The sequence below is a fragment of the Polymorphospora sp. A560 genome, assembly GCF_045781765.1.
GTDB lineage: Bacteria > Actinomycetota > Actinomycetes > Mycobacteriales > Micromonosporaceae > Polymorphospora > Polymorphospora lycopeni.
This window is the reverse complement of record NZ_CP122282.1, coordinates 2,828,456-2,852,389: the sequence shown is the minus strand read 5'-3', so window position 1 is coordinate 2,852,389 and position 23,934 is coordinate 2,828,456. Positions and strand designations below refer to the sequence as shown.

Annotated in this window: 18 protein-coding genes and 1 pseudogene; 12 read left to right on the top strand and 7 right to left on the bottom strand. The window is 72.4% G+C overall.

The window, feature by feature from the left end:
- Positions 1 to 12: 12 nt before the first annotated feature.
- The 3 genes and pseudogenes from QCD66_RS12900 to QCD66_RS12890 form a co-directional block, all read right to left on the bottom strand.
- A pseudogene (locus tag QCD66_RS12900) lies at positions 13 to 330 on the bottom strand (DedA family protein); the annotation flags it as partial.
- 65 nt (positions 331 to 395) lie between these two features.
- The gene (locus tag QCD66_RS12895; RefSeq protein ID WP_357534720.1) at positions 396 to 1,166 is read right to left on the bottom strand and encodes an MBL fold metallo-hydrolase; all 771 of its coding nucleotides are present in this window, start codon (positions 1,164 to 1,166) and stop codon (positions 396 to 398) included.
- Positions 1,167 to 1,202: 36 nt separating this feature from the next.
- Positions 1,203 to 2,279: a bile acid:sodium symporter family protein gene (locus tag QCD66_RS12890; RefSeq protein ID WP_375736057.1), complete on the bottom strand. Its 1,077-nt coding sequence runs from the start codon at positions 2,277 to 2,279 to the stop codon at positions 1,203 to 1,205.
- Between the two features lie 160 nt (positions 2,280 to 2,439).
- Between QCD66_RS12890 and QCD66_RS12885 the strand changes: the two genes are divergently transcribed.
- A complete protein-coding gene (locus QCD66_RS12885) occupies positions 2,440 to 3,309 on the top strand; it encodes a LysR family transcriptional regulator (RefSeq protein WP_375736056.1) in 870 nt (289 codons plus the stop codon).
- Between the two features lie 40 nt (positions 3,310 to 3,349).
- Here the strand turns inward: QCD66_RS12885 and QCD66_RS12880 are convergent, their stop codons facing one another.
- Entirely contained in the window at positions 3,350 to 4,003 is a 654-nt protein-coding gene (locus QCD66_RS12880) for a TetR family transcriptional regulator (RefSeq protein WP_364217624.1), read from the bottom strand.
- Positions 4,004 to 4,180: 177 nt separating this feature from the next.
- On the opposite strand from QCD66_RS12880, the gene QCD66_RS12875 reads away from it, so the two are divergent.
- Positions 4,181 to 5,773, top strand: a complete 1,593-nt coding sequence (locus tag QCD66_RS12875; protein ID WP_375736059.1) for an MFS transporter — start codon at positions 4,181 to 4,183, stop codon at positions 5,771 to 5,773.
- Positions 5,774 to 5,821: 48 nt separating this feature from the next.
- On the opposite strand, the gene QCD66_RS12870 is transcribed toward QCD66_RS12875, so the two are convergent.
- Positions 5,822 to 6,541, bottom strand: coding sequence for a hypothetical protein (locus QCD66_RS12870; protein WP_375736055.1), 720 nt, complete (start codon positions 6,539 to 6,541; stop codon positions 5,822 to 5,824).
- 1,114 nt (positions 6,542 to 7,655) lie between these two features.
- Between QCD66_RS12870 and QCD66_RS12865 the strand changes: the two genes are divergently transcribed.
- Positions 7,656 to 9,467: an acyltransferase family protein gene (locus QCD66_RS12865; protein ID WP_375736054.1), complete on the top strand. Its 1,812-nt coding sequence runs from the start codon at positions 7,656 to 7,658 to the stop codon at positions 9,465 to 9,467.
- 81 nt (positions 9,468 to 9,548) lie between these two features.
- Here the strand turns inward: QCD66_RS12865 and QCD66_RS12860 are convergent, their stop codons facing one another.
- Positions 9,549 to 10,358 (bottom strand): hypothetical protein, encoded by an 810-nt coding sequence (locus tag QCD66_RS12860; protein ID WP_375736053.1) that lies wholly within the window; start codon positions 10,356 to 10,358, stop codon positions 9,549 to 9,551.
- 270 nt (positions 10,359 to 10,628) lie between these two features.
- Positions 10,629 to 12,677 carry a M6 family metalloprotease domain-containing protein gene (locus tag QCD66_RS12855; protein ID WP_375736052.1) on the bottom strand — a complete coding sequence of 683 codons (2,049 nt, stop codon included), beginning with the start codon at positions 12,675 to 12,677 and terminating at the stop codon, positions 10,629 to 10,631.
- 586 nt (positions 12,678 to 13,263) lie between these two features.
- Between QCD66_RS12855 and QCD66_RS12850 the strand changes: the two genes are divergently transcribed.
- From QCD66_RS12850 to QCD66_RS12810, 9 genes are all read left to right on the top strand, one after another.
- Positions 13,264 to 14,757, top strand: coding sequence for an ABC transporter substrate-binding protein (locus tag QCD66_RS12850; RefSeq protein ID WP_375736051.1), 1,494 nt, complete (start codon positions 13,264 to 13,266; stop codon positions 14,755 to 14,757).
- Between the two features lie 6 nt (positions 14,758 to 14,763).
- Positions 14,764 to 15,768, top strand: coding sequence for an ABC transporter permease (locus tag QCD66_RS12845; RefSeq protein WP_364217612.1), 1,005 nt, complete (start codon positions 14,764 to 14,766; stop codon positions 15,766 to 15,768).
- Positions 15,765 to 16,709, top strand: a complete 945-nt coding sequence (locus tag QCD66_RS12840; protein WP_364217610.1) for an ABC transporter permease — start codon at positions 15,765 to 15,767, stop codon at positions 16,707 to 16,709. Before QCD66_RS12845 ends, QCD66_RS12840 begins: the two co-directional genes overlap by 4 nt.
- A 4-nt stretch (positions 16,710 to 16,713) precedes the next feature.
- Entirely contained in the window at positions 16,714 to 17,736 is a 1,023-nt protein-coding gene (locus tag QCD66_RS12835) for an ABC transporter ATP-binding protein (RefSeq protein ID WP_364217608.1), read from the top strand.
- Positions 17,733 to 18,854: an oligopeptide/dipeptide ABC transporter ATP-binding protein gene (locus QCD66_RS12830; protein ID WP_364217606.1), complete on the top strand. Its 1,122-nt coding sequence runs from the start codon at positions 17,733 to 17,735 to the stop codon at positions 18,852 to 18,854. Before QCD66_RS12835 ends, QCD66_RS12830 begins: the two co-directional genes overlap by 4 nt.
- Complete coding sequence (locus QCD66_RS12825; RefSeq protein WP_375736050.1) at positions 18,844 to 21,000, top strand: alpha-galactosidase; 2,157 nt, start codon at positions 18,844 to 18,846, stop codon at positions 20,998 to 21,000. Before QCD66_RS12830 ends, QCD66_RS12825 begins: the two co-directional genes overlap by 11 nt.
- Positions 20,997 to 22,130 (top strand): NAD(P)/FAD-dependent oxidoreductase, encoded by a 1,134-nt coding sequence (locus QCD66_RS12820; protein WP_375736049.1) that lies wholly within the window; start codon positions 20,997 to 20,999, stop codon positions 22,128 to 22,130. Before QCD66_RS12825 ends, QCD66_RS12820 begins: the two co-directional genes overlap by 4 nt.
- 70 nt (positions 22,131 to 22,200) lie before the next feature.
- Positions 22,201 to 22,482, top strand: a complete 282-nt coding sequence (locus tag QCD66_RS12815; protein ID WP_364217600.1) for a (2Fe-2S)-binding protein — start codon at positions 22,201 to 22,203, stop codon at positions 22,480 to 22,482.
- Positions 22,463 to 23,860: an NAD(P)/FAD-dependent oxidoreductase gene (locus tag QCD66_RS12810; RefSeq protein WP_407567137.1), complete on the top strand. Its 1,398-nt coding sequence runs from the start codon at positions 22,463 to 22,465 to the stop codon at positions 23,858 to 23,860. Before QCD66_RS12815 ends, QCD66_RS12810 begins: the two co-directional genes overlap by 20 nt.
- Positions 23,861 to 23,934 lie beyond the last annotated feature (74 nt).

Below are 23,934 nucleotides of genomic sequence, written 5' to 3'. Positions count from 1 at the left end.
GTTGGCCAGCGCGAACCGCCGCCAGTCGAGGCCGGTCACGGCGATGGTGAGCAGCACCGGGATGCGCCCGCCGGGCAGCAGCCGGGAGACCAGCAGCACCGGGATCTCCCGCTCGTGCAGCCGCTCGGCGAGTTCGTCGAGCCGGTGGCCGGCGCGCAGCCACCGTACCCGGCGGGCGAACTGTTCCCCGCCCCAGCGGCAGACGACGTAGGTGACCGCGTCGCCGGCGTACGCGCCGACGGCGCCTGTCAGCACGACGACGACGGTGGTCAGCGGGTGCTCGTGGAAGGCGAGCGCGGCGGCGGCGCTGACCGCCGCGCCGGTCGGCACGACCGGTATGACCGCGCCGAACGCCACCACCGCGAGCAGCCAGGGCAGCCCGTAGAGAACATCGGTCACGTGGGCGGGTCCAGGGTCAGGCTGGCGCCGGGTACGAGTTCGGTGACGCTGGTGCCGGGGGCGGTCGCGGCGGCGTGGCGGGTGAACCGGGCACCGGGCTCGTGGAACATGTACGGCCGTACCCGGGTCATGCCGACCGGCCAGAACGTGCCGAAGTGGATGGGTACGGCATGCCGGGGCGCGGCCCGCCGGACGGCCTCGGCGGCGGTGACCGGGTCGAGGTGGCCGTGGCCGAGGGTCGGCCCCCAGCCGCCGACCGGGATCAGGGCGAGGTCGAGCGGGCCGAGTTCGGTCATCTCGTCGAACAGGCCGGTGTCACCGGCGAACCAGGTGTCGGCGGCGCCGTGCACGGTGTAGCCGACGGCCAGCGCCCGGTGCCGGGACCACGGGCCACGGCCGCCGTGGTGGGCGGCGGGTACGGCCCGGACGCGCAGGGCGTCGACGGTGGTCTCCTCGCCGGGGGCGAGTTCGACGTGGCGGACGTCGGCGCCGAGCGCCCGGCGCAGGAAGGTGCCGGCGCCGGCCGGCACGACGATCGTGACGTGCGGCGGCATGCGGCGCAGCGACGGCAGGTCGAGGTGGTCGGCGTGCAGGTGCGAGACGAGTACGGCGTCGGGCGCGCCGGGCAGCCGGGGGGTCGGGCCGCGCATCCGGCGCAGGTGTGCGACCCGGTTGCCGAGCACCGGGTCGGTCAGCACGCGTACGCCGGAGTCCTCGATCCAGACCGTGCTGTGGCCCCACCAGGTGACGTGGACGCTGGTTGTCACTCCGACACCGTACGGGTCTCCGCCCGCTCGCGTTGATCAAGGGCTAATCGTGGGGGTTTTGTCGCAATCCACCCGCGACGAGTCCTCGATCGACGAGTCGGGACCGGCGGGGTCGGGGGCGGGGTGGGCGGGATCGGGGGTGGGGTGGGTGCTCCAGGCTCGGGCCAGGGCGGCGCAGACGATCAGCTGGATCTGGTGGAAGAGCATCATCGGCAGCAGGAGCAGCCCGAGGCTCGCCCCGCTGAACAGCACGGTGGCCATCGGCAGGCCGGTGGCCAGACTCTTCTTCGAGCCGCAGAAGACGATGGTGACCCGGTCCTCGCGGGAGAAGCGGAGCAGCCGGGCAACGCCGTACGCCAGGCCCAGCACGGTGGCGAGCAGTGCGGTCACGACGAGCAGCAGGCCGGCCAGCCGGCCGGGCGAGACCTGTTGCCAGACACCGGCGACGACCCCGGCGCTGAACGCGGTGTAGACCACCAGCAGGATCGAGGAGCGGTCGACGATGCCGGTCAACCGCTTGTGCCGGCCGAGCCAGTCGGCGGTCCAGCGCCGGGAGAGCTGCCCGGCGGCGAAGGGCACGAGCAGTTGCAGTACGACCGCGCCGATGGCGCCGCCGGTCAGCGAGACGCCGCCGGTCCCGGTGAGCAGGGCGGCGGCCAGCAGCGGGGTGATCCCGATCCCGGCGAGGTTGGAGAACGACGCGCTGAACACGGCGGCGGGTACGTTGCCGCGGGCCATCGAGGTGAACGCGATCGAGGACTGGACGGTGGACGGTACGGCGCACAGGAACAGCAGCCCGAGGTGCAGGTCGTTGGTGAGCAGGGTGGGTACGAGCAGGCCGGCGGCGATGCCGAGCAGCGGGAAGACGGCGAAGGTCAGCAGCAGTACGACGATGTGCAGCCGCCAGTGGCGGGCACCGGCGAGGGCGGCCCGGGGCGCGATGCGGGCACCGTGCAGGAAGAAGAGCACGGCGACCCCGATCTTGGCGATCGTGCCGGCGACGTCGGCGGCGGTGCCGCGTACGGGCAGCAGGGTCGCCACCACGACGAGGGCGAGCATCGCGACGATGAACGGGTCGATGACGAGCCACCGTGGCCACCGCACTGCGCGCATCCCCTCTCCTCGGGTCGGCGCCGGTGGCGTACCACCCCTGGTCGTCACGGCCCCGACCTGCTCCTTCGCGGATCGGCACCTATTCTGCGGCCGGCGATGGTGATCGGAAAAGGCGATCAGCCAACTGACTGTCATCACGTGGTGCGATAACCTTCGGCTGATGTACGACGCCGTGCAGTTGCGCAGTTTCCTCGCCGTGGCCCAGGCCCTGAGCTTCACCCGGGCCGCCGAGCGACTCGGCGTACGCCAGTCGACGGTCAGCCAGCACGTCCGCAAGCTGGAGCGGGAGGTGGGTCGGCCGCTGTTCGCCCGGGACACCCACGCGGTCGACCTGACCGTCGACGGCGAGGCACTGGTCGGCTTCGCCCGCGACATCCTGGAAGCCCAGGACCGGGCCCGCCGGCACTTCGCGACCCAGCCGGTACGCGGGCGGCTGCGGCTCGGGGTCTCCGACGACCTGGTCGCGACCCACCTGCCGCAGGTGCTGCGCGACTTCCGGCGCAGCCATCCGCTGGTCGACCTGGCCCTGACCGTCGACCTGAGCGGCTCGCTGCACCAGCGACTCGACGCCGGTGAACTCGATCTGCTGTTCGCCAAGCGGCTCGCCGGGCAGTCCCGCGGCCGGCTGGTGTGGCGGGACCGGCTGGTCTGGGTCGGCGCGCCGGGGCTGCGGCTGGACCCCGACGAACCGGTCCCGCTGGTGGCCTATCCCCCGCCGAGCATCTCCCGGGCGCAGGCCCTGGCCGCGCTGAGCGGCGCCGGCCGGAGCTGGCGGTTCGCCTGCGTGAGCGGCAGCCTGGGCGGGCTGGTCGCGGCGGCCGGCGCCGGGCTCGGGGTGCTGGCCCACTCCCGGGGCCTCGTCCCGCCCGGCCTGGTGCCGATGCCCGCCGGCCACCGCCTGCCGCCGCTGGGCGAGGTCGAGGTGATCCTGCTGCACCAAGCCGGCCCGCCGACCCCGTCGGTGGCGGCGCTGTCGGCGGCGGTTCTCGGCGTGGCCGGACCGGACCCGGCCGGCGCCGGGCCGGGCTGAGCCGGCACCGCCCACGAGCGGACCGGGCCGACGAACGCCGCTACTCGAAGTTCCGGCCGACCAGGTCGAGGGCCTGCTCCATCACCTCGGCCAGGGGACGGGCCCCCTGGCCCTCCAGCCACGTCTCGACGGCGATCCGCTGTGCCGACAGGAACGCGGCCACCATCAGCCGGGCGGCGAGCGGGTCACCGGTGCGCCGGCTGATCTCCTGGGCGAGTTCGCGTTCGGTGTTGGCGTGTACGGCCATCTGCTGGGCCCGCAGCGACGGGTGCAGGCGGATCAGCCGGGTCTGGGCGACCCACCACGGATCGAGTTCGTCCCAGTCGGCGTAGCGCGAGGCCGCGACCTGGCGCAGCGCCTGCCACGCCGTCTCGTGCTCGGGGCGGGACCGGGCCTCGTCGAGCAGCCGGCGCACCCGGACGCGGTCCTCGTAGAGGAGCGCGTCCTCCTTGTTCGCGAAGTAGTTGGAAAACGTGCGCCTCGACACGTTGGCCTCGTCGGCGATCGCCTCGACGGTGACCTCGGACAGCCCGTGCGCGATCGCCAGCCGCATCGCCGCCTGGTGCAGCGCCAGGCTGGTCGCGGCCTTCTTCCGGTCGCGCAGCCCCTGGCCGTCGGGGCCGGCGGGGGCGTCGCACGCCTGCCGCGGCCGTCCGGCGTCGTTCGCGATCTGCCCGGTCTCCACGGCGTGCACGATACCCACCTTCCCTGAAAGCTGCCCACTGAGCAACTTTGCGCATTGAGCAAGATCGTGGCAACCTTGTTCCGACCGCCACGACCCGTTATGGAGGCAGCGCGGATGAGCGCCAGTTCCACCGCCGCCACACCCGTCATCGCACCGCCCGCCGCACCGCCACCACCGGCTCCCGCGATGACCCACCGGCAGATCCTCGAATCGCTCAGCGGGCTGCTGCTGGTGCTGTTCGTGGCGATGCTCAGCGGCACCGTCGTCTCCACCGCGCTGCCCCTGATCATCGGCACGCTCAACGGCACCCAGACCCAGTTCACCTGGGTGGTCACCGCGACCCTGCTCACCGCCACCGCCACCACGCCGATCTGGGGCAAGCTCGCCGACCTGTTCGACAAGAAGAAGGTCGTCCAGGTCGCCATCGTGCTGTTCGTCGTCGGATCGCTGGTCAGCGGACTCGCCCAGACGGCCGGTCAGCTCATCGCCGCACGCGCGTTCCAGGGCATCGGCGTCGGCGGCCTCCAGGCCCTGGTACAGATCGTCATCGCCGCGATGATCCCGCCCCGCGAGCGCGGCCGCTACAACGGCTACGTCGGCGCGGTCGTGGCCGTCGCCACCGTCGGCGGCCCGCTGCTCGGCGGCCTGATCGTCGACGTCTCCTGGCTCGGCTGGCGGTGGTGCTTCTTCGCCGGCATCCCGGTGGCGGTCCTGGCGTTCGCGGTCCTGCACAAGACGCTGCGGCTGCCGCACGTACCCCGGGCCGGCGTCCGCATCGACTACCTGGGCGCCGGGCTCATCGCCGCCGGGGTCAGCCTGCTGCTCATCTGGGTGTCGTTCGTCGGCGGGCCGTTCGCGTGGCTGTCCTGGCAGAGCGCGGCGATGGTCGGTGGCGGGCTGGCCATCCTCGCCGGGGCCGTACAGGTCGAACGGCGGGCCGCCGAGCCGGTCGTGCCGCTTTCCATCATCCGCCGCCGCGACACCCTGCTGGCGATCGTCGCCAGCACCGCGGTCGGCATGGCGATGTTCGGCGGCGCCGTCTTCATCGGCCAGTACTTCCAGACCGGCCGGGGCTACGGGCCCACCGAGGCCGGCCTGCTGACCATCCCGATGATGGCCGGCGTGCTCGTCTCGTCGACGGTCAGCGGATCACTGATCAGCCGGAGCGGCCGGATCAAGCCGTACATCGTGACCGGCACCGTCGTGCTGGTCGGCGGGTTCGCCACGCTGGCGGTCATCGACCACGAGACACCGCTGTGGTTCGTCGGCGTCGGGCTGGCACTGGTCGGCGTCGGGGTCGGCATGACCATGCAGAACCTGGTGCTGGCGGTGCAGAACACCGTGCCGCTGCGCGAACTCGGCGCGGCCAGCTCCGCGGTGGCGTTCTTCCGCTCGCTGGGCGGCACGGTCGGCGTCTCGGTGCTCGGCGCGGTGCTGGCCAACCGGGTCGCCGCCAACATCGGTGGTGGCCTGACCGGCGCCGGCGCCGACACCAGCAGCCTCAACACGACCGCGCTGCCGGAATCCGCCCGCGAGGTGGTCCAGGCCGCCTACGGCGACGCCACCGGGCTGATCTTCGCCATCAGCGCCGGCATCGCCGTCGTCGGAGTGGGAGCCGCGCTGCTGCTCAAGCCGGTCCGGTTGCGTACCAGCCTCGACCTGACCGCTCCGGCCGCCACCGGCGCGGTCGCGCCGCCGGCGCCCGCCGTACCCGGCAAGTCCGCGGCACCGGTCACGGCCGGCACCCAACGCGAAAGCGCGCGGCACACCCGCTGCTGACCGCCGCCGGGTCCGGGGTCGACGACCCCGGACCCGGCGGGTCGGTCACTACTCGGCGGTGGCAGTGGCCGCCGCCGCGGCCTGCTCCTCGCGGCGCCGCAGGGTGCGGATCCACGCCTGCGCCGTGTGCCGGGGCACGTTGTAGTGGTCGGCGATCGCGCCGGCGCTGCCGGCCTGTTGCAACACGAGCGCCAGATCCTCCGGCGAGCGGCGGTAGTTGCGCCCGCTGGCGGCCGGCGCGGCCTTCTTCGCCTTGGCCCGACCGGCCTTCGGCGTCGCCGCCCGGCCGGCCTTGTCCGTGTCCTCGGCGGTGTCCGCCGCCTTCTTGCCGGCCTTCCGGGTACGCGTGGCCGGGGCCGCCTTCTTCGTCGCCCGGCGGGCGGCGGGTGCCTTGCGCGGTCGCGGCACCGGAGCACCGGCGACGTCGGCCACCGGCCCGGCCGGCTCCTCGACCGCTTCGACCACGGCTTCGACCTCGGCGTCCACCTCGACCGGGGCCGGCGCCTCGGGCACCGGCTCCACGGCCGGCTCGGCGGCGATCGTCGCGGCGGCGGGCGTGATCGCGGTGGTCGCCGCCGACGGGTTCACCGCGCGCAGCAGCAGGTCGAGGTCGACGGCGGGAAGCTGGTTGGCGGTCAGCCCAGCCCCCTCCGACGGCCGGACCAGCAGCTCGGTGATGCGCGCGGCGCCGCCTGTGACGTCGATGCGAAGTGTCGTGGTCGCCTGGGACGTGTCGTCCGGGGCGATGGTGATGGTGTAGGAACTCACCGCAATCAGATCCTCCGTTGAGTCTGCATGAGGTGACCACGGGCTCCGGCCGAGCCGACGGTCACCGGAAAAAGCCTTTGACATAAGTGCCGGCGGACAAATTACCGTCGCCCGGTCAGCCCTGAACAGCACCGACGTCGGTAACCTGTGCCACCGGGGCGAGTGGCGCCCCGGCCGCGGACCCTGTCGCACCCCCGAATGGTGACAGTTACTCTACGTTGGACCCCCAACGCCCGCAGCCGGACCCACCAACTCGCCGGATCGAACCCGGGTGACACCGCGCCGACCGCGACCGTCCCGGCGGCCCGGTCGTCGACCGGGGCCGTTCATGGTCGTGGTCCTGACCCAACCCGACGCGCTCGCCATGGATCTCGGCGAGGTGGCCCGGCCGAACGGCTGCCCGCCTCAGAGCACCGAACCCCGGGTGCGACCACTGTGGAACGTGACGGGGGCGACCACGCTGCCGCACGCCACCGAAGCGTCGAAACGCGCCGCTCATGGTTCGGCGTTGCGGCCTTCACGATCGCCACACCGCCGGCGGTCGACCGGAGACAGCAATCACCTCCCGCCGGCGCCATGTCCCGGGTTGCGGTCGGATGCTCCGCCGCCCCCGACCCGCAGATGCCCAGGGGCGGATCCGGTCAGTTCGCCGGCTCGGAGCAGGGCAGGTGCCGGGCGTACCGGGACGTGCGGCCCGCCACCCCGGCGACCTCGCCGGCCGCCACTGCCCGGACGCGCCACGCCGTGGGCGTTCCACGCTGATGTGATAAGGATCGCACCTTTTAGCCGCTCTGACCGTCCCGTCGTCCCACCCATCGACCACCGACGCTGCCGTGAGCGCGGGACGGGCCGCCTCCCCGACCCGCCACGACCGGTCCCGCCCCCTGCCCGACCACCTCATCGGTAACGACATAGCCGCAGGTCAGCGGCTTGTGGCCGGGATGCCGACGGCCCCCGTACGCTGGATCGTCGTGCCCCGTCCCGCCGTCCGCCGCCCCGGTCGACAGCGAGCCGAACGGGGCCGCCTGTCAAACCGGCCGCCGTCGCGCGCCGGGCGGCCACTCCCGCGCCCTGGCAGGCTGCTCCGCGAAAAGAGGCAGTGGAGGAGGCACCGATGACCTCGTCACCAGACGCGACAGCCGTGGCATCCCCCGGCGAGAAGGCCGAGGCTCACCGGTCGCCGGTGGCCCGCGACCGCTACCTCGACCTGTGGCGGGCGGCCGCGCTGGTACGGGTGGTCTACTACCACATCTTCGGCGGCGCCTGGCTGACCCTGCTGTTCCCGGCGATGGGCCTGATGTTCACCCTCGGCGGCTCCCTCATGGCCCGGTCCCTGGACCGGGGCGGCCGGCGGGCGGTCGGTGCCCGGCTGCGCCGGTTGCTGCCGCCGATCTGGGCGTTCGGGGTGGTCGCCGTCGGCCTGCTGGTGTACGCCGGCTGGCGTACCCCGCCGCCGACCACGCTCGGCTGGGCCGACCTGCTCTGGTGGCTGTTCCCGGCCCGGGTGCCGCCGGTCGGCGGCGACGCGTGGGCCTGGACCTTCGTCGCCGTGCTCTGGTACATCACGACTTACCTGTGGCTGGTGCTGCTGTCGCCGGCCCTGCTGGCGATCTTCCGCCGCTGGCCGTGGCCGAGCCTGGCGGGCGCCGTCCTGCTGCCGGTCGCGATGCTGTTCGACGTGGTGACCATCGGCGGCTACTTCGCCGAGCAGGCCGACCACGTCAGCGCCTACCTCGCGCTGTGGATGCTCGGTTTCGCCCACCACGACGGCCTGCTGCGCCGGATCCCGGCCCGCCGGTACGCGATGGGGGTCGGGGTGCTCGCCGTAGCCGGCGCCGGCTGGGTCTGTGTCGCCGCGCTGACCACGACCGGCACGTTCGACCTCAACCGCATCCCGGCCGGCAAGACGCTGTGGTCGATCGCGTTCGTCGCCACCGTGCTGCGGTTCCGGCCCCGGCTGGAATGGCTCGAACGGATCAAGCCGCTGGACCGGGTGGTGGACCTGCTCAACGGCCGGGCCGTCACGATCTACCTGTGGCACATGCCGGCCGCCCTGCTGGCCGCGCTCCTGTTCACCCCGAGCGGTTTCGAGCCGGGCGTGACCGAGATCGTGCTGCGGCTGGCGCTCGTCTGGCTGCTGATCGGCATCGCGGTCGTCCTGTTCGGCTGGATGGAGGACCTGGCCGCCCGGCGGCGGCCCGTACTGCTGCCCCGCCCGTCGGCCCCGCGCGGCCCGGCCGTCGGGGCGCCCGGCGCCGGGACGCCCGCCGTCGGGGCAGCCGCCACGGAGGTGCCGGTCGTCGCGGCGCCGGTCGGGCGTACCGCCGTGGCCGGGCCGGTTCCGGCGGTCCCGGCCGAACCACCGGTCGCGGCGGTGCCGGGGGCGCGCCCCGCCGTGCGCTGGAACCGGATCATGGTCGCCTCGGTGGCGGCCGTGTCGGTCGGGCTGGCGGTCGCGGCGGCCAGGGTCGTACCCGGGCCGGTGGGCAACGAGCAGGTCCAGGCCGAGAACGCCCGCTACCTGTCGGACATGCTGCTGGTCGTCGACGGCACACCGGCCGTCGACCAGCCCGAGCCGGAGCCGCGTACCCGCCCCGGTGCGGTCGACGTCGACGGTGCCACCTATCCCAACGCGGTCGTGGTGGCCGCGCCGAGCCGGCTGCGGGTCACCCCGCCGGCCGGGTGCGAGCAGCTGCGGGCGGTGATCGCGGTCGCCGAGGCGGACGCCGACGACGTCGAGGTCACGTTCACGGTGCACGCCGACGGGCAGGCCGTCTACGGGTCCGGGCCACGCACCCGGGTCGACACCGCCGAACAGATCGACATCGGCATCCCCGCCGCCACCGTCGTCGACCTGGTGGCGACCAGCGCGACCGGCAGCGCCTCGGCGATCTGGGCCGACGCCCGCTTCGTCTGCCCGTCCTGACCGTCGCCGGCCCGCGTCGACCGGGTACGCCGACGTCCCGGCGCCTCGGGTCGGGGCGCCGGGACGTACGGGTTCAGCGGGTCAGCACCAGCCGCTGGTGGCCAGGGCGCTGCGGAACGTGCCGGCGACTGCCCGCAGGGTGAAGCCGCAGTCGCTGCCACCGATGCCCGGCACCGTGACGGTCCGCTCGCCGGTGCCCGCGTGCGGCTGCAGGGTGACGGTCCGGGTGCTGTAGTAGGCGTACGGGATGTTCACGCCGAGCCGCGGGTCCCAGCGGTTGCCCCAGTGCTGCGTCTTGACGGTCAGCTCCCACGAGGTCTCCTCGACGGAGTTGTCGGCGAAGGCGAACTGGGCGGTGCCGTCGGCGTTGCGGGAGACGGTGCGCAGGTTGGTCGGGGCGGCCAGCGTCGCGGTGTACGTCTTGCAGCCGAGTTGCGGGTTGCCCGGGTGGCTGGCGCCGGACGGGACCACGCTGATCGCGTACGCGCACACCTGGTGGGTGCCGAGCCCGGCCGGGATGGTGGCCTCGTAGCCGCGGTAGGCGCCGTACGCCGGGTAGACCTGCGCCACGTCGGGCCGGTAGGTGTTGGCGGTCAGGGTCTGCTTGAACACGCCGTCGATGTAGATGTCGACCAGCAGCGGGCTGCTGCCGCTGTCGGCGTCGGCGGCCCAGCCGCCGACCCGGACGGCGTTGCCGACGTAGGTCACGCCGTCGAGCGAGCCACGGGCGGCGCTGTCCCGCACGGTGGGCTCGGGCTCGTAGCCGGGGTCGCAGGCCGGCGGCGGTATCGGCCGGTCACAGTAGGGGTCGGCCTGGGCCGGGGCGGCCAGTGCGGCGCCGAAGGCCACGGCCATGGTGACGACGGCGGTACGCGCCAGCAGTCGCTTCATCGTTCTTCCTCTCAGCTCTGCCCACCGTTGTGGTGGCAGGGGAAACGCTAAGAGGAAGGCGGCCGGTGCCGCCCGGTCCCGGAGGGGTTGCGGCACGATCCCGGGAGAGTCCATTGTGCTCGATCATCGACCGTCGTCCCTGTCCCGGATAGATCCGCGTGATCAGGGAGTTCGCGGCCCGACGCGCCGGCGACCCGCCCGGCATACTCCCTGATCACGGGGATCGTGGCCGGCGGGTGCCCGGGGTCACCGGGCACCCGCCGGGTGCGGTCAGCGCTGTCCGGTGTCGGAGACCTTGACCGTGCAGGTGGCGGTCGCCCGCACCGTCGGGTCGCTCTCCGAGACGGCGGTCAGCGACACGGTCGCGGTCGGCGTCGAGCCGGGTTCCCGCGCGACGTAGACGGTCACGCTGTCACGCTTGTGGAACGGGATCGCGGTGACCTCGTTGTAGAGTTCCGCGTCCCAGCCGGCGCCTTCGGTGGTGACGCTGAGCCGGTAGATGTCGGCCCGCGCCATGTCCTTGACGTCGGTGGGGTGCGTCGCGCGGTCGAACGAGACCGGCTTGCCGGAGTTGATGACCGGGAAGGTGCACCGGGCGGCCTTGCCGGGCTTGTGGCGGCCGGCCTTGCCGTCGTTGACCTGTACGCCCCGGGTGTGCGGGCCGGCACCGTCGAGCGAGCGCACACCCACGGTGTACGTCCGTACGCCGTCGGCGTCGTGGTTCAGGTCGATGATGTAGAAGTGCAGCCGGTTGTGTGGGTCGACCCACTCGAACTCGGTGCCGGAGTTGGTGCCGACGTTGAAGGTGGCGTCGTTGAGCTGGCGCGGGTCACCGGGTACGACCATCCGCGGCGTACCGTCCGGCTGGTAGAAGTCGACCATCCCGATGTCCTCGGGCTTGGGGTCGATCGTCCAGGCGAAGCAGGTCGCGGTGCCGCAGTTGGTGGCGCGCGGCTTGGTCTTGTTGATGATGACGCCGTTGCCGGGGATGTACGAGTCGACGCCGATCTGCTGCACCGTCTCGATGGTGTAGTGCGTGTAGTCGCTGTTGCCGGCGCAGTTGACGCCGCCGGTCGACGGGTGGCACGACGGGGTCCGGTCGACCGGCGCGGCGCCGTCGAGGGTGACCCGTACGCCGAGCAGCTCGTCGGCCAGCGGCCCGGCGGCGCGGGCACGGACCTTTGCCACGACGAGCCCGGACTGCTTCAGGCCCTCCCGGCTCAGGTCGACGATGTCGGCCTCGGAGATCAGTCCGAGCTGGAGCTTGTTACGGATGTTGTGGTGCGGGCCGACGGTGGAGCCGCCGTCCGCGGGGACCTTCCAGCGGGTGTGCATGCCGGTCGGGCCGTTCCAGGAGCCCTGGCTCATCATGTCCCACTGCCCGGTGAAGGTGCGCTGGGCGGGGACGGCGAAGGCGCCGTTGTAGTTGTCGCCGATGCCGAGGATGTGGCTGAACTCGTGGGCGTACCCGGCGGTGCCGGACGACTCGGCCATGTTGCCCGAGCGGTTGCCGGCGCTGGCCCAGGTGAACGAGCCGGCCGCCCAGGACGTCCACGGGATGTAGCGGGTCTTCATCGCGTTGGGCATCTTGTTCTCGGGGTCGAACTCCGCGGGCGGTCCCCACGCGTCCGGCACGTCCTCCGGCCCGTTGAACATCATCTCGCCGAAGACCTGCCAGGCGGTCGACTCGTCGAGGCCGGCGCCCATGTAGAACACCTGGTCGTACGAGTTGGCGACCTCCTCACCGACGTCGGCGACCCAGGCGGCGCGGGCGTCGCGGGCGAAGTTGCCGTTGCAGGTGAAGTTGGGCGGGCAGCTCTCCGCGTCGCCGTACGGCGCGTTGCCGTACTCGAAGTGGTTACGCGGCATCCGGTACGAGCCGTACGAGGTGAGGTCGACGCCGTACTTGCCGTACGAGACCTCCATCCAGTACGAGTTCAGCGTCTGGCCGTGGTTGAGCTTGCCGGGCTTGTTGAGCAGGTCGCGATAGAACTCCGGTACGTCGTCGCGCGGGATGTCGCCGACGCCGATCGGGTTACCGAAGATCGTCGAACCCTCGGGCTGGGTGATCTGGAACGGCATGTTCGGGTAGTCGAGGACGACGAGTGCGGCGTTCCACTTGTCGACGGTCGGCTGCCGGTTGGGGTCGGTCCAGTCGATGCCGGGGACCGGCTTGAAGTCCTCCCAGGTGAGGTCGTACTGGTTGTCCCAGTCCTGGGGGTCGAGCGGGGTGATCTTCGGGCTGTACTCGGGCACGGTCGCACCGGCGGGTTGCGGGTGGACGATGGCGCCGACAGCGAGGGCGGCGACGAGTGTCACCGCACCCAGCCGACGCCTGGATCTGCCGTTCAGAGCCATGCGGTCTCCTCTCGGGGGTGGTGGATGCGTGGCCCCCGTTGACACGCATGAGCCTCGGGCAGAGTTGAGCGAGGCAGTAATATTGTAGTGTCACCCACCACCTCTCACAACACCCTTTCAGCTAGGCAGTGATCCCCCTCCATGACAGCTCAGAATCCCTATCGATGAGCCAAACCAGGACTCGATCACGATTCAGATACGATAGTGCAATTGCACATCGCACACGAGCTCTGACATGGTTAGGTCCTTCCACATGGCCGGCGGTAAACCGGCTACCGGCGCCTTAACCAGGGCGACCGACCGGCGAGCGTCGACACGGGGCGGGGTGGCGCCCGACCGGACCGCGGCGCGCCCCCAACGCTGGGACAACCAAGGAGAGAACGGAATGCGTATAACCGGCAAACTACGCCCGGTTGTCGCTCTGACGGCTACTGCTGCCCTCATCGCGGGTTGCAGCGGCTCGGGCGACAGCTCCGATCGCGACGGTGACCGTAAGACCTTCATCTTCGGCGCATCGGACGACCCCAAGACCCTCGACGCGGCCTACGTGTCCGACGGTGAGTCCTTCCGGGCGATCTTCCAGATCTACGAGACCCTGGTCGCCCTCGAGCCGGGCGGCACCGAGGTCGTCCCCTCGCTGGCCACCGACTGGACGATCAGCGACGACGGCCTCGCCTACACCTTCAACCTGAAGCCGAACGTCAAGTTCCACGACGGCGAGGCGTTCAACGCGGCGGCGGTCTGCTTCAACTTCGACCGCTGGTACAACTTCAAGGGCGCCCAGCAGAACGGCGACATCTCGTACTACTGGCAGACGATCTTCGGTGGCTTCGCCACCAAGGACAACGACTCGGTCCCGGAGACCAGCCGGTACAAGTCGTGCGAGGCCACCAACGACACGACGGTCACGCTGAACCTGGCCCAGCCGTCGTCGGCGCTGCTCGCCGGCCTGGTCCTGCCCGCCTTCTCGATCGCCAGCCCGAAGGCGATCACCGACGGTGGCACCGACGTCACCGTCCAGGGTGACTCGATCTCCTACAGCGGCGGCTTCGGCTCCACGACCGTCGCCGGCACCGGCCCGTTCAAGTTCGTGAGCTGGGAGCGCGGCGACCGCCTCGTCCTCGAGGCGAACGAGGAGTACCACGAGGGCCGGCCGAAGCTGGACGAGATTATCTTCCGGCCGATCGCCGACGCCACCGCCCGTCTCCAGGCCCTCCAGGCCGGTGAGATCGACGCGTACGAGGGTGTCGCGGCCGCCGACGTCGCCGCCGTGGAATCGGCCGCCCAGGTCGTCTCCCGGCCGGCGTTCAACGTCGGTTACGTCGGCTTCAACAACAACATCCCGCTGCTGAAGAACCAGAAGATCCGGCAGGCGATCGCGCACGCGCTCAACCGCCAGGGTCTGCTGGACGCCCAGTACCCGCAGGGCGCCGAGGTGGCCAACCAGTTCCTGCCGCCGTCGCAGTGGGGCTACAACAGCACCATCACCGGCTACGAGTACAGCGAGGAGAAGGCGAAGCAGCTCATCGCCGAGTCCGGCGAGACCAACCTGACGCTGGAGTTCTGGTACCCGGCCAACGTCTCCCGGCCGTACATGCCGAACCCGCAGGCGGTCTACGAGTCCTTCGCGGCCGACCTGGAGAAGGTGGGCTTCACCATCGTCCCCAAGACGGTGCCGTGGACCCCGGACTACCTGCAGAACATCCAGAGCGACAACCTGGGCCAGCTGTTCCTGCTGGGCTGGAGCGGTGACTACGCCGACCCGGACAACTTCGTGGGTACCTTCTTCCGCGAGAACAACCCGCAGTTCGCCCTGAACGAGCCGAACATCCAGGGCAAGCTCAACCAGGCGCTGGCCGAGACCGACCAGGCCGCCCGCCAGGCGCTGTACGAGGAAGTCAACCAGCTCCTGTTCGAGTACATCCCCGGTGTGCCGTTCGTGCACAACCAGCCGCTGCTCGCCCTGGCCAAGGACGTCACCGGCTACACCCCGTCTCCCGTGAGCCTGGAGTACTTCAAGCTCATCGACCTCGGGAGCTGAACCGACGTGCTGCGCTTCGTCTTCCGACGACTGATCCAACTCGTCCCGATCCTGCTCGGGCTCTCGATCCTGCTGTTCGCGTGGGTACGCGCCCTGCCGGGTGGTCCCGCTCAGGCTCTGCTCGGGCAACGGGCGACGCCGGAGGCAGTCAGGGACATCGAGGTGCAGCTCGGCCTGGACCGCCCGCTGTGGGAGCAGTACCTGCAGTTCCTGTGGCGGGCGGTCCGGCTCGACTTCGGCGCGTCACTCCAGACCGGCCAGCCGGTCGTCGACGAGATGATGCGCCGGTTCCCGGCGACGATCGAACTCGCCCTCTGCGCGCTGCTGATCGCGGTCGCGATCGGCATCCCGCTCGGCTACCTGGCCGCCCGCCGGCACGGCACCTGGGTCGACCACGTGGTCGTCTCCGGGTCGCTGCTGGGCGTGACCGTACCGATCTTCTTTCTCGCCTACCTGCTCAAGTTCGTCTTCGCGGTGCAGCTCGGCTGGCTGCCGACCGCCGGCCGGGCCGACGCCCGGGCTCGGACCGAGCATCCCACCGGCTTCTACGTCCTGGACGGGATAATCACCGGTGACCTCGGCGCCAGCTGGGACGCGATCACACACCTGATCCTGCCGGCCCTGGCACTGGCGTCGATCCCGCTCGCGGTGATCGTCCGGATGACCCGCGCCTCGGTGCTCAACGTCCTCAACGAGGACTACGTACGCACCGCCGAGGCCAAGGGCCTGCTCGCCGGCACGATCACCCGCCGCCACGTACTGCGCAACTCGATGCTGCCGGTGACCACGGTCATCGGTCTGCAACTGGGTGTGCTGCTCGCCGGCGCGGTGCTGACCGAGACGGTGTTCGCGTTCGCCGGCGTCGGCAAGTTCATGGCCGACGGCATCGTCGAACGCGACTTCCCGACCATCCAGGGATTCATCCTGGTCATCGCCGTCATCTACGTCGTGGTCAACATGATCGTCGACCTGGTGTACGGCCTGCTCGATCCGCGGGTGAGGGTTTCATGAGCGTTACCGAAGCCGGTTCCGTCCCGGTCGGAAAGGCACCACTCGAAGCCGGGAAGCCGGACACCGACTCCCGCCCGCCGGCCCGGGGCCTGCGCGGCGAGGCCGCCCGCCGGTTCTTCCGCAACCCGATGGCGATCGTCGGCCTGGTCCTGATCGCGATCTTCGTGACGGTCGCGATCCTGGCGCCGTGGATCGCCCCGTACTCGCCGAAGGACAACTCCTGGCTGTCCGAGGTCCGCCCCGGCGTCTACCCCGGACCGTCGGCCGAACACTGGCTGGGCATCGACCCGCTGGGCCGCGACGTGTTCTCCCGGCTCGTCCACGGCGCCCGGCAGTCGCTGCTGATCGGTGTGGTGTCGCTGACCCTCGGCGCCACCGCCGGGGTCTTCCTGGGCCTGCTGGCCGGCGCGTTCGGCGGCTGGGTCGACACGGTCGTCATGCGGTTCGTCGACATCATGCTCTCCGTACCCGGCCTGCTGTTCGCCATCGCGGTCGCCGCGATGCTCGGCCAGAGCCTGACCTCGGTGATGATCGCCATCGCGGTGGTCAACGTCCCGATCTTCGCCCGTCTGTTGCGCGGCGAGATGCTCGGCCAACGCACCGCCGACTACGTGCTCGCGGCGAAGTCGCTGGGCATCTCCCGGGCGGGCATCGTCTTCCGGCACGTGCTGCCGAACTCGTTCACCCCGATCCTGGTCCAGGGCACCCTGACCCTGGCCCTGGCGATCGTGGAGGCGGCCGGCCTGGCGTTCCTCGGCCTGTCCGGCAGCGACCCGTCCACCCCCGAGTGGGGCCGGATGCTCAACGACGCGCAGAGCACCCTCGCCGCCGCCCCGATGCTGGCGTTCTACCCCGGCCTGGCGATCGTCCTGGCCGCGCTCGGCTTCACCCTGGTCGGCGAGTCGCTGCGGGAAGCCCTCGACCCGAAGATGCGGCGGTGACCCGATGAGTTTCCTCCAGGTACGCGACCTGACCGTGACGTTCCAGCGGTCCGGTCACCCACCGGTGCGGGCCGTCGACGGGCTCACCCTCGACGTGGCCGCCGGCCAGTCGGTCGGCATCGTCGGCGAGTCCGGCTCCGGCAAGTCGGTGACCTCGCTGGCGATCATGGGCCTCCTCCCCCGCCGCGGCGTCAAGGTCACCGGCCAGGTACGCCTCGGCGACCGGGACCTGACCGCCCTCACTCCGCGCCAGATGCGCGACGTACGGGGCAGCGAGGTCGCGATGATCTTCCAGGACCCGATGACGTCCCTGAACCCGGTGATCACCGTGGGCCGCCAGCTCACCGAGGTGATCACCCGGCACTCGCAGGCGTCCAAGGTGGACGCCCGCCGGGAGGCCGAGTCGCTGTTGCGCCGGGTCGGCATCCCCGATCCGGCCCGCCGTCTCGGCGAGTACCCGCACCAGTTGTCCGGCGGCATGCGCCAGCGCGTCATGATCGCCATCGCGATCGCCTGCCGGCCCAGGCTGCTGATCGCCGACGAGCCGACCACCGCCCTCGACGTGACCATCCAGGCGCAGATCCTCGACCTGCTGCGCGACCTCGTCAGCGAGAGCGGCTGCGGCCTGATCATGATCACGCACGACCTGGGCGTCGTCGCCGGCCTGTGCGACGAGGTGCACGTCATGTACGCCGGCCGGGTCGTCGAGTCGGCGACCGCCACCAACCTCTTCGGGCGGCCGTCGCACCCGTACACCGACGGCCTGCTGCGCTCCATCCCCCGCATGGACGACGACCGCGGCGCCGCCCTGCACACCATCCGCGGCTCGGTACGCGACCTGGTTCCCTGGGACCGCGGCTGCGCGTTCCAACCCCGCTGCGACCGGGCGGTCGACGCCTGCCTGGCCGGCCCGCCCGCGGTGACCGACGTGTCGGTGACCTCGCCGCACCGGGCCCGCTGCATCCGGCCGGTCAACGTCGCGGCCTCCTCCACCAGCGTCAGCAAGGCGAAAGGCGGTGTCCGGTGAGCCTGCTCGAGGTACGCGACCTCAAGGTGCACTTCCCGATCAAGGCGGGCACGCTCTTCCAGCGGACCACCGGTGCGGTCAAGGCCGTCGACGGCGTGGACCTCGACGTCGACGCCGGAAAGACGTTCGGCCTGGTCGGCGAGTCCGGCTGCGGCAAGTCCACGCTCGGCCGGGCCATCATGCGGCTGACCGAGCCGACCAGCGGCTCGGTCACCCTCGACGGCCAGGACCTGCTGGCGCTGAAGGAGCGCCCGCTGCGATCGCTGCGGCGCACCTTCCAGATGGTCTTCCAGGACCCGATGGCCAGCCTCAACCCGCGGCAGAACGTCGAGTCGCTGCTCACCGAACCGCTGCGGGCGCACAAGATGCCCGGTGGCGCGGCCGGGCACGCCAAGCGGATCCGCGAACTGCTCGACGTGGTCGGCCTGCCGTCGTCGGTGGTCAACCGCTACCCGCACGAGTTCTCCGGCGGCCAGCGGCAGCGGCTCGGCATCGCCCGCGCCCTGGTGCTGAACCCGCAGCTGGTCATCGCCGACGAGCCGGTCTCCGCGCTCGACGTGTCGATCCAGGCCCAGGTGATCAACCTGCTCAAGGAACTGCAGGAGCGGTTCTCGCTGACCTACCTGGTCATCGCGCACGACCTGGCGGTGGTCCGGCACATCAGCGACACCGTCGCCGTCATGTACCTGGGCACGATCATCGAGCAGGCGTCGTCGGAGACCCTCTACCGTACGCCCATGCACCCGTACACCCGGTCGCTGATGAGCGCCGTCCCGGTGCCGGACCCGTCGGTCGAGGTGGCCCGCAAGCGCATCCTGCTGCACGGCGACCTGCCGTCGCCGGCCAACCCGCCCAGCGGCTGCCGCTTCCACACCCGGTGCCCGTGGCGGCAGGCCAGCCGCTGCGACGACGAGCGGCCGGTGCTGCGCGAACTCGCCTCCGGGCACAAGGTCGCCTGCCACTTCGCCGAGGACATCGAGGCCGGCCGGATCCAGCCGCGGACCGACGGCGCCGCCGCCGACCCGGCGCCGGTCAAGGTCGCCGAGCAGCCGGACGAGATCGAGGAGCCGGTGGAGGCCGCGAACCTGGCTACCGGAAGACGGCCGAATGCCCTCTGAGCACACATCCGGCACCGTCCATCTGCACCGCCCCGGGGTCAGTCTCGTCATCGACGCGGCCGGCCCCGGACTGCCGGAGATCAGGCACTGGGGGCCGGAACTCGGCGACGCCGACGCGGCGTACGTCGCCCGGCGACCCGACGAGCCGTCGGCGATCAACACCCCGGACCCGGCGGTGCCGGTGGCGGTCCTGCCCGAGGCCGGCACCGGCCACATGGGCCGGCCCGGGCTGCGCGGCCACCGGGCCGGCACCGCCTGGTCGTCGGCGTTCACGCTGACCGCGACGAGCGTGACGGCGGACGCCGCCACCTTCACCGCGCTGGACGAACGCACCGGGCTCGAACTCGTCACGCACGTCGAGCTGGCCCCGTCCGGCCTGGCCCGGCTCCGGCACACCGTCACCAACACCGGCGGCACGCCGTACACGGTGGACGCGCTCGAGGTGGCGGTGCCGGTGCCGGCACACGCCGACGAACTGCTCGACTTCACCGGACGCTGGGCCCGCGAACGCCACCCGCAGCGCCGGGCGTTCGACCACGGTGCCTGGGTACGGGAGAACCGGCGCGGCCGGACCGGACACGACGCCACGATCGGGCTGGTCGCCGGCACCCGCGGCTTCGGCCACCGGCACGGCGAGGTGTGGGCGGTGCACGTGGCCTGGAGCGGCAACCACGTGACGTACGCCCAGCGGCTGCCCGAGCGGCGGTCCACGCTGGGCGGCGGTGAACTGCTGCTCAGCGGCGAGGTGATCCTCGCACCCGGGGAGCCGTACGAGTCGCCGTGGCTGTACGCGGCGTACAGCGGCGCCGGCCTGGACGGGATCGGGGCCGCCTTCCACGGCTGGCTGCGGTCCCGGCCGGGGCACCCGGACACCCCGCGCCCGGTGGTGCTCAACACCTGGGAGGCGGTCTACTTCGACCACGACGCCGACCGGCTGCGCGGACTCGCCGACGTGGCGGCCGACCTGGGCGTGGAACGGTTCGTGCTCGACGACGGCTGGTTCACCGGCCGCCGCACCTCCAGTGCCGGCCTCGGTGACTGGTACGTCGACCCGGACGTGTGGCCGGACACCCTGCACCCGCTGGTCGACCACGTCACCGGCCTCGGCATGGAGTTCGGCCTGTGGGTCGAACCGGAGATGGTCAACCCGGACTCGGCGCTCTTCCGGGCCCACCCGGAGTGGGTGCTGCGCCCCGCCGACGGGGTGCTGCCGCCACCCGGCCGCCGCCAGCAGGTGCTCGACGTGTCCCACCCGGACGCGTACGCGTACCTGCTGGAACGGCTCGACGACCTGCTGCGCACGTACCGGATCGCGTACCTGAAGTGGGACCACAACCGGGACCTGGTCGACGCCGGCCACCACGGCCGCGCCGCCGTACGCGAGCAGACCCGCGCGGTCTACCGGCTGCTGGCCGAACTGCGCCGCCGGCACCCGCACGTGGAGATCGAGAGCTGCTCGTCCGGCGGCGCCCGGATCGACCTGGAGGTGCTGGAGCACACCGCCCGGGTGTGGGCCAGCGACTGCAACGACGCCCTGGAGCGGCAGGCGATCCAGCGCTGGACCGGCCTGTTCGTGCCGCCCGAACTGGTCGGCGCGCACGTCGGCCCGCCGCGCTCGCACACCACCGCCCGCACCCACGACCTGTCGTTCCGGGTGGCGACCGCCGTCTTCGGGCACTTCGGCCTGGAGTGGGACGTCACGACCGCGACGGCCGACGAACGGGCCGCGCTGCGGACCGCGATCGCCGGCTACAAGGACCTGCGGCCGGTGCTGCACGGCGGCACCGTCGTCCGCGGCGACCACCCCGACCCGGCCGCCTGGGTGCACGGCGTCGTCGCCCCGGACCGGGCCACCGCCGTCTTCGCCTACGTGCAGCTCGCCACGTCGGTCGACGCCGTACCGGCACCGTGGCGGATGCCCGGCCTGGACCCCGACCGGGTCTACCGGGTCACCGTCCTGCCCGAGTTCGGCCGGCCGGCGACGACCGGCCGGATCGACCCGGTGTGGTACGGCTCCGGCCCGGTCGAGGTGGGCGGGCGGGTGCTCGGCACGGTCGGGCTGCACCCGCCGGTGCTCGCCCCCGAGCAGGCCCTGCTGGTCCGGCTGGACGCGGTCGGGCCGGCCTCCGACGGAGGTGTGCGATGACCGCCCCTGACGTGCTGGTGATCGGTGCCGGCGTGGTCGGCGCCGCCTGCGCCTGGTACGCCACCAGGGCCGGGCTGCGGGTCACCGTCGTCGACCGGGGCCCGGTCGCCGGCGGCACGACCGGGGCCGGCGAGGGCAACATCCTGGTCTCGGACAAGCCGCCCGGCGCGGAGCTGCGGCTCGCCCAGCTCTCCTCCGGCCTCTGGCGCGACCTGGGCGAACAGGTCGGCGGCTTCGAGTACGAGCCGAAGGGCGGCGTGGTCGTCGCGTCGGCGGCGGAGACCCTGGACCAGTTGGGGACGCTCGCCGACGACCAGCGCGGCGCCGGCGTCGAGGTCACGATGATCGGGCCGGACGGGCTGTCCGACTACGAGCCGCACCTGAACCCGGCGCTGGCCGGTGGCGCGTACTACCCGCAGGACGCCCAGGTCCAGCCGGCGCTGGCCGCCGCCCGGCTGCTGCGCGCCGCGCGGGCCGAGGGCGCGCGACTGCGGTCCGGGGTCGAGGTGCGCGGCCTGCTGCGCGACGGCGACCGGGTGACCGGCGTACGCACCTGCGACGGCGACCTCGCCGCCGGCGCCGTGATCAACGCGGCCGGCACCTGGGGCGGCGAGATCGCCCGGCTGGCCGGGATCGACCTGCCGGTGCTGCCCCGGCGCGGCTTCATCCTGGTGACCGAGCCGCTGCCGCGCATCGTGCGACACAAGGTCTACGCCGCCGAGTACGTCTCCGACGTCGCCAGCGGTGACGCCGATCTCCAGACGTCGCCGGTGGTCGAGGGGACGCCGGCCGGGCCGGTGCTGATCGGGTCGAGCCGGGAACGGGTCGGCTACGACCGCACCCTGTCGGTGCCGGCCCTGCGGGCGGTGGCCGCGAAGGCGATCGGGCTGTTCCCGGTGCTGGCCGGGGTGTCGGTGATGCGGGCCTACCGCGGTTTCCGGCCGTACTGCCCCGACCACCTGCCGGTCATCGGCCCGGACCCGCGGGCGCCGGGGCTGCTGCACGCCTGTGGCCACGAGGGGGCCGGTATCGGCCTGTCCGCGGCGACCGGGCTGCTGCTGTCGCAGGTGCTGACCGGCCGGGACACCGAACTCGACCTGACCCCCTTCCGACCGGAGCGGTTCGCATGACCGAGCAACGCGAGGGAATCGACCGGCTCAGCCCGCGGTCATGCGGCCGCCGAGCGAAGCGAGGTGCCGCATGACCGAGCAACGCGAGGACTTCACCTTTGACGACCGGCGGGTCGGTTTCACCGCCGGGCAGACCGTCGGTGCCGCCCTGGTCGGGGCCGGAATCCGGTCCTGGCGCACCACCCGGGTCGAGGGCCGTCCCCGGGGCGTCTTCTGCGGCATCGGGGTCTGTTTCGACTGCCTGATCACCATCGACGGCGTACCGAACCAGCGGGCCTGTCTGGTCCCGGCGCAGCCGGGGATGGCGGTCCGTACCCAGGAGGGTGGTGGCCGTGACCAGCTCGCGGTTTGACGTCGCGGTCGTCGGGGCCGGCCCGGGCGGGCTGGCCGCGGTGACGGCGGCGGTCGCCGCCGGGGCCCGGGTCGCCGTGGTCGACGGGGCCGGGCAGCCGGGTGGGCAGTACTGGCGGCATCCGGCCGGCGACCTCGACGCGGTCGCCGACCTGCACCACGGGCTGCGGACGTTCCGGGCCCAGGTGCGGGCGACCGACGCGGCGACCACGTTCTTCGGCCATCAGGTGTGGACGATCGAGAAGGTGACCGCCGGTTTCGTCGTACGGGCGGTGGCGGGCGGCACCGAGGTCGAGATCGCGGCGGCGACGCTGGTCCTGGCCCCGGGCGCGTACGACCGGCAGTTGCCGTTTCCCGGCTGGGACCTGCCCGGCGTCTACACGGCGGGCGGGGCGCAGGCGCTGCTCAAGGGCAACCAGGTCCTCGCCGGCCGGCGGGTCGTGGTGGGCGGGACGGGGCCGTTCCTGCTTCCGGTGGCGTCGGGGCTGGCGGCACGCGGTGCGAAGGTCGCCGGGGTGTTCGAGGCGAACTCGCCGCTGGGCTGGGTGCGCCGGCTTCCGGCGGTGCTGCCGGTGGCCGGCAAGCTGACCGAGGGGGCGGGTTACACGGCGGCCCTGGCCCGGTACCGGGTGCCGTACCGGTCGCGGCACGCGATCGTCGCGGCGCACGGCACGGACCGGGTGACGGCGGTGACCGTGGCCCGCCTCGACCGGGACTGGCGGGTGGTCGCCGGTTCGCGGCGGCGGGTCGACTGTGACGCGGTCGCGGTCGGCTGGGGCTTCACGCCGCAACTGGAGCTGCCGTTGGCGGTCGGGTGTGCCACCCGGGTCGACGTCGACGGGTCGGTGGTGGTGGAGGTCGACGCGGCGCAGCGGTCGTCGGTGCCCGGCGTGTACGTCGCCGGGGAGGCGTGCGGGGTCGGCGGGGCCGCGCTGGCCACCGTCGAGGGTGCCGTCGCCGGCCGGGCCGCGGCCGGGGAGGCGACCGGCCGGGCGGCGGGCGACGGTGGGGTGCCGCGCCGGCTGGCCGGGCAGCGGAGCCGGTTGCGGGCGTTCGCGGCCGCGATGCACCACACCCATCCGGTACGCGACGGCTGGCGGGAGTGGCTGACCGACGAGACGCTGGTGTGCCGCTGCGAGGAGGTGTCCGCGGGGCGGTTGCGCGAGGCGACCGACGAGCTGGGTGCCACCGACGCGCGGTCGGCGAAGCTGCTGAGCCGGGCCGGGATGGGCTGGTGCCAGGGCCGGGTCTGCGGTTACGCCACGGCGTGCCTGGTGGCGGCGCAGTGCGGCCGACCGGCCAATCCGGGTTCGGCCGCGGAGCGGCCGGTCGCCGTACCGATCACGTTGGGTCTGCTGTCCCAGGAGCCGGGAACCTGACCGTGGCCAGGCAATTTCTGTCAGTGACGTCAGTGACATTTTACATGTCACCGATTATGGTAATGTCGTACTGG

Bases quoted from the DNA above. Each gene is read 5' to 3' on its own strand.
- QCD66_RS12890 (WP_375736057.1), bottom strand. From the start codon at position 2,279: ATGCGCGCAGTGCGGTGGCCACGGTGGCTCGTCATCGACCCGTTCATC.
- QCD66_RS12885 (WP_375736056.1), top strand. From the start codon at position 2,440: ATGTACGACGCCGTGCAGTTGCGCAGTTTCCTCGCCGTGGCCCAGGCC.
- QCD66_RS12875 (WP_375736059.1), top strand. From the start codon at position 4,181: ATGACCCACCGGCAGATCCTCGAATCGCTCAGCGGGCTGCTGCTGGTG.
- QCD66_RS12865 (WP_375736054.1), top strand. From the start codon at position 7,656: ATGACCTCGTCACCAGACGCGACAGCCGTGGCATCCCCCGGCGAGAAG.
- QCD66_RS12860 (WP_375736053.1), bottom strand. From the start codon at position 10,358: ATGAAGCGACTGCTGGCGCGTACCGCCGTCGTCACCATGGCCGTGGCC.
- QCD66_RS12840 (WP_364217610.1), top strand. From the start codon at position 15,765: ATGAGCGTTACCGAAGCCGGTTCCGTCCCGGTCGGAAAGGCACCACTC.
- QCD66_RS12835 (WP_364217608.1), top strand. From the start codon at position 16,714: ATGAGTTTCCTCCAGGTACGCGACCTGACCGTGACGTTCCAGCGGTCC.
- QCD66_RS12825 (WP_375736050.1), top strand. From the start codon at position 18,844: ATGCCCTCTGAGCACACATCCGGCACCGTCCATCTGCACCGCCCCGGG.
- QCD66_RS12820 (WP_375736049.1), top strand. From the start codon at position 20,997: ATGACCGCCCCTGACGTGCTGGTGATCGGTGCCGGCGTGGTCGGCGCC.
- QCD66_RS12815 (WP_364217600.1), top strand. From the start codon at position 22,201: ATGACCGAGCAACGCGAGGACTTCACCTTTGACGACCGGCGGGTCGGT.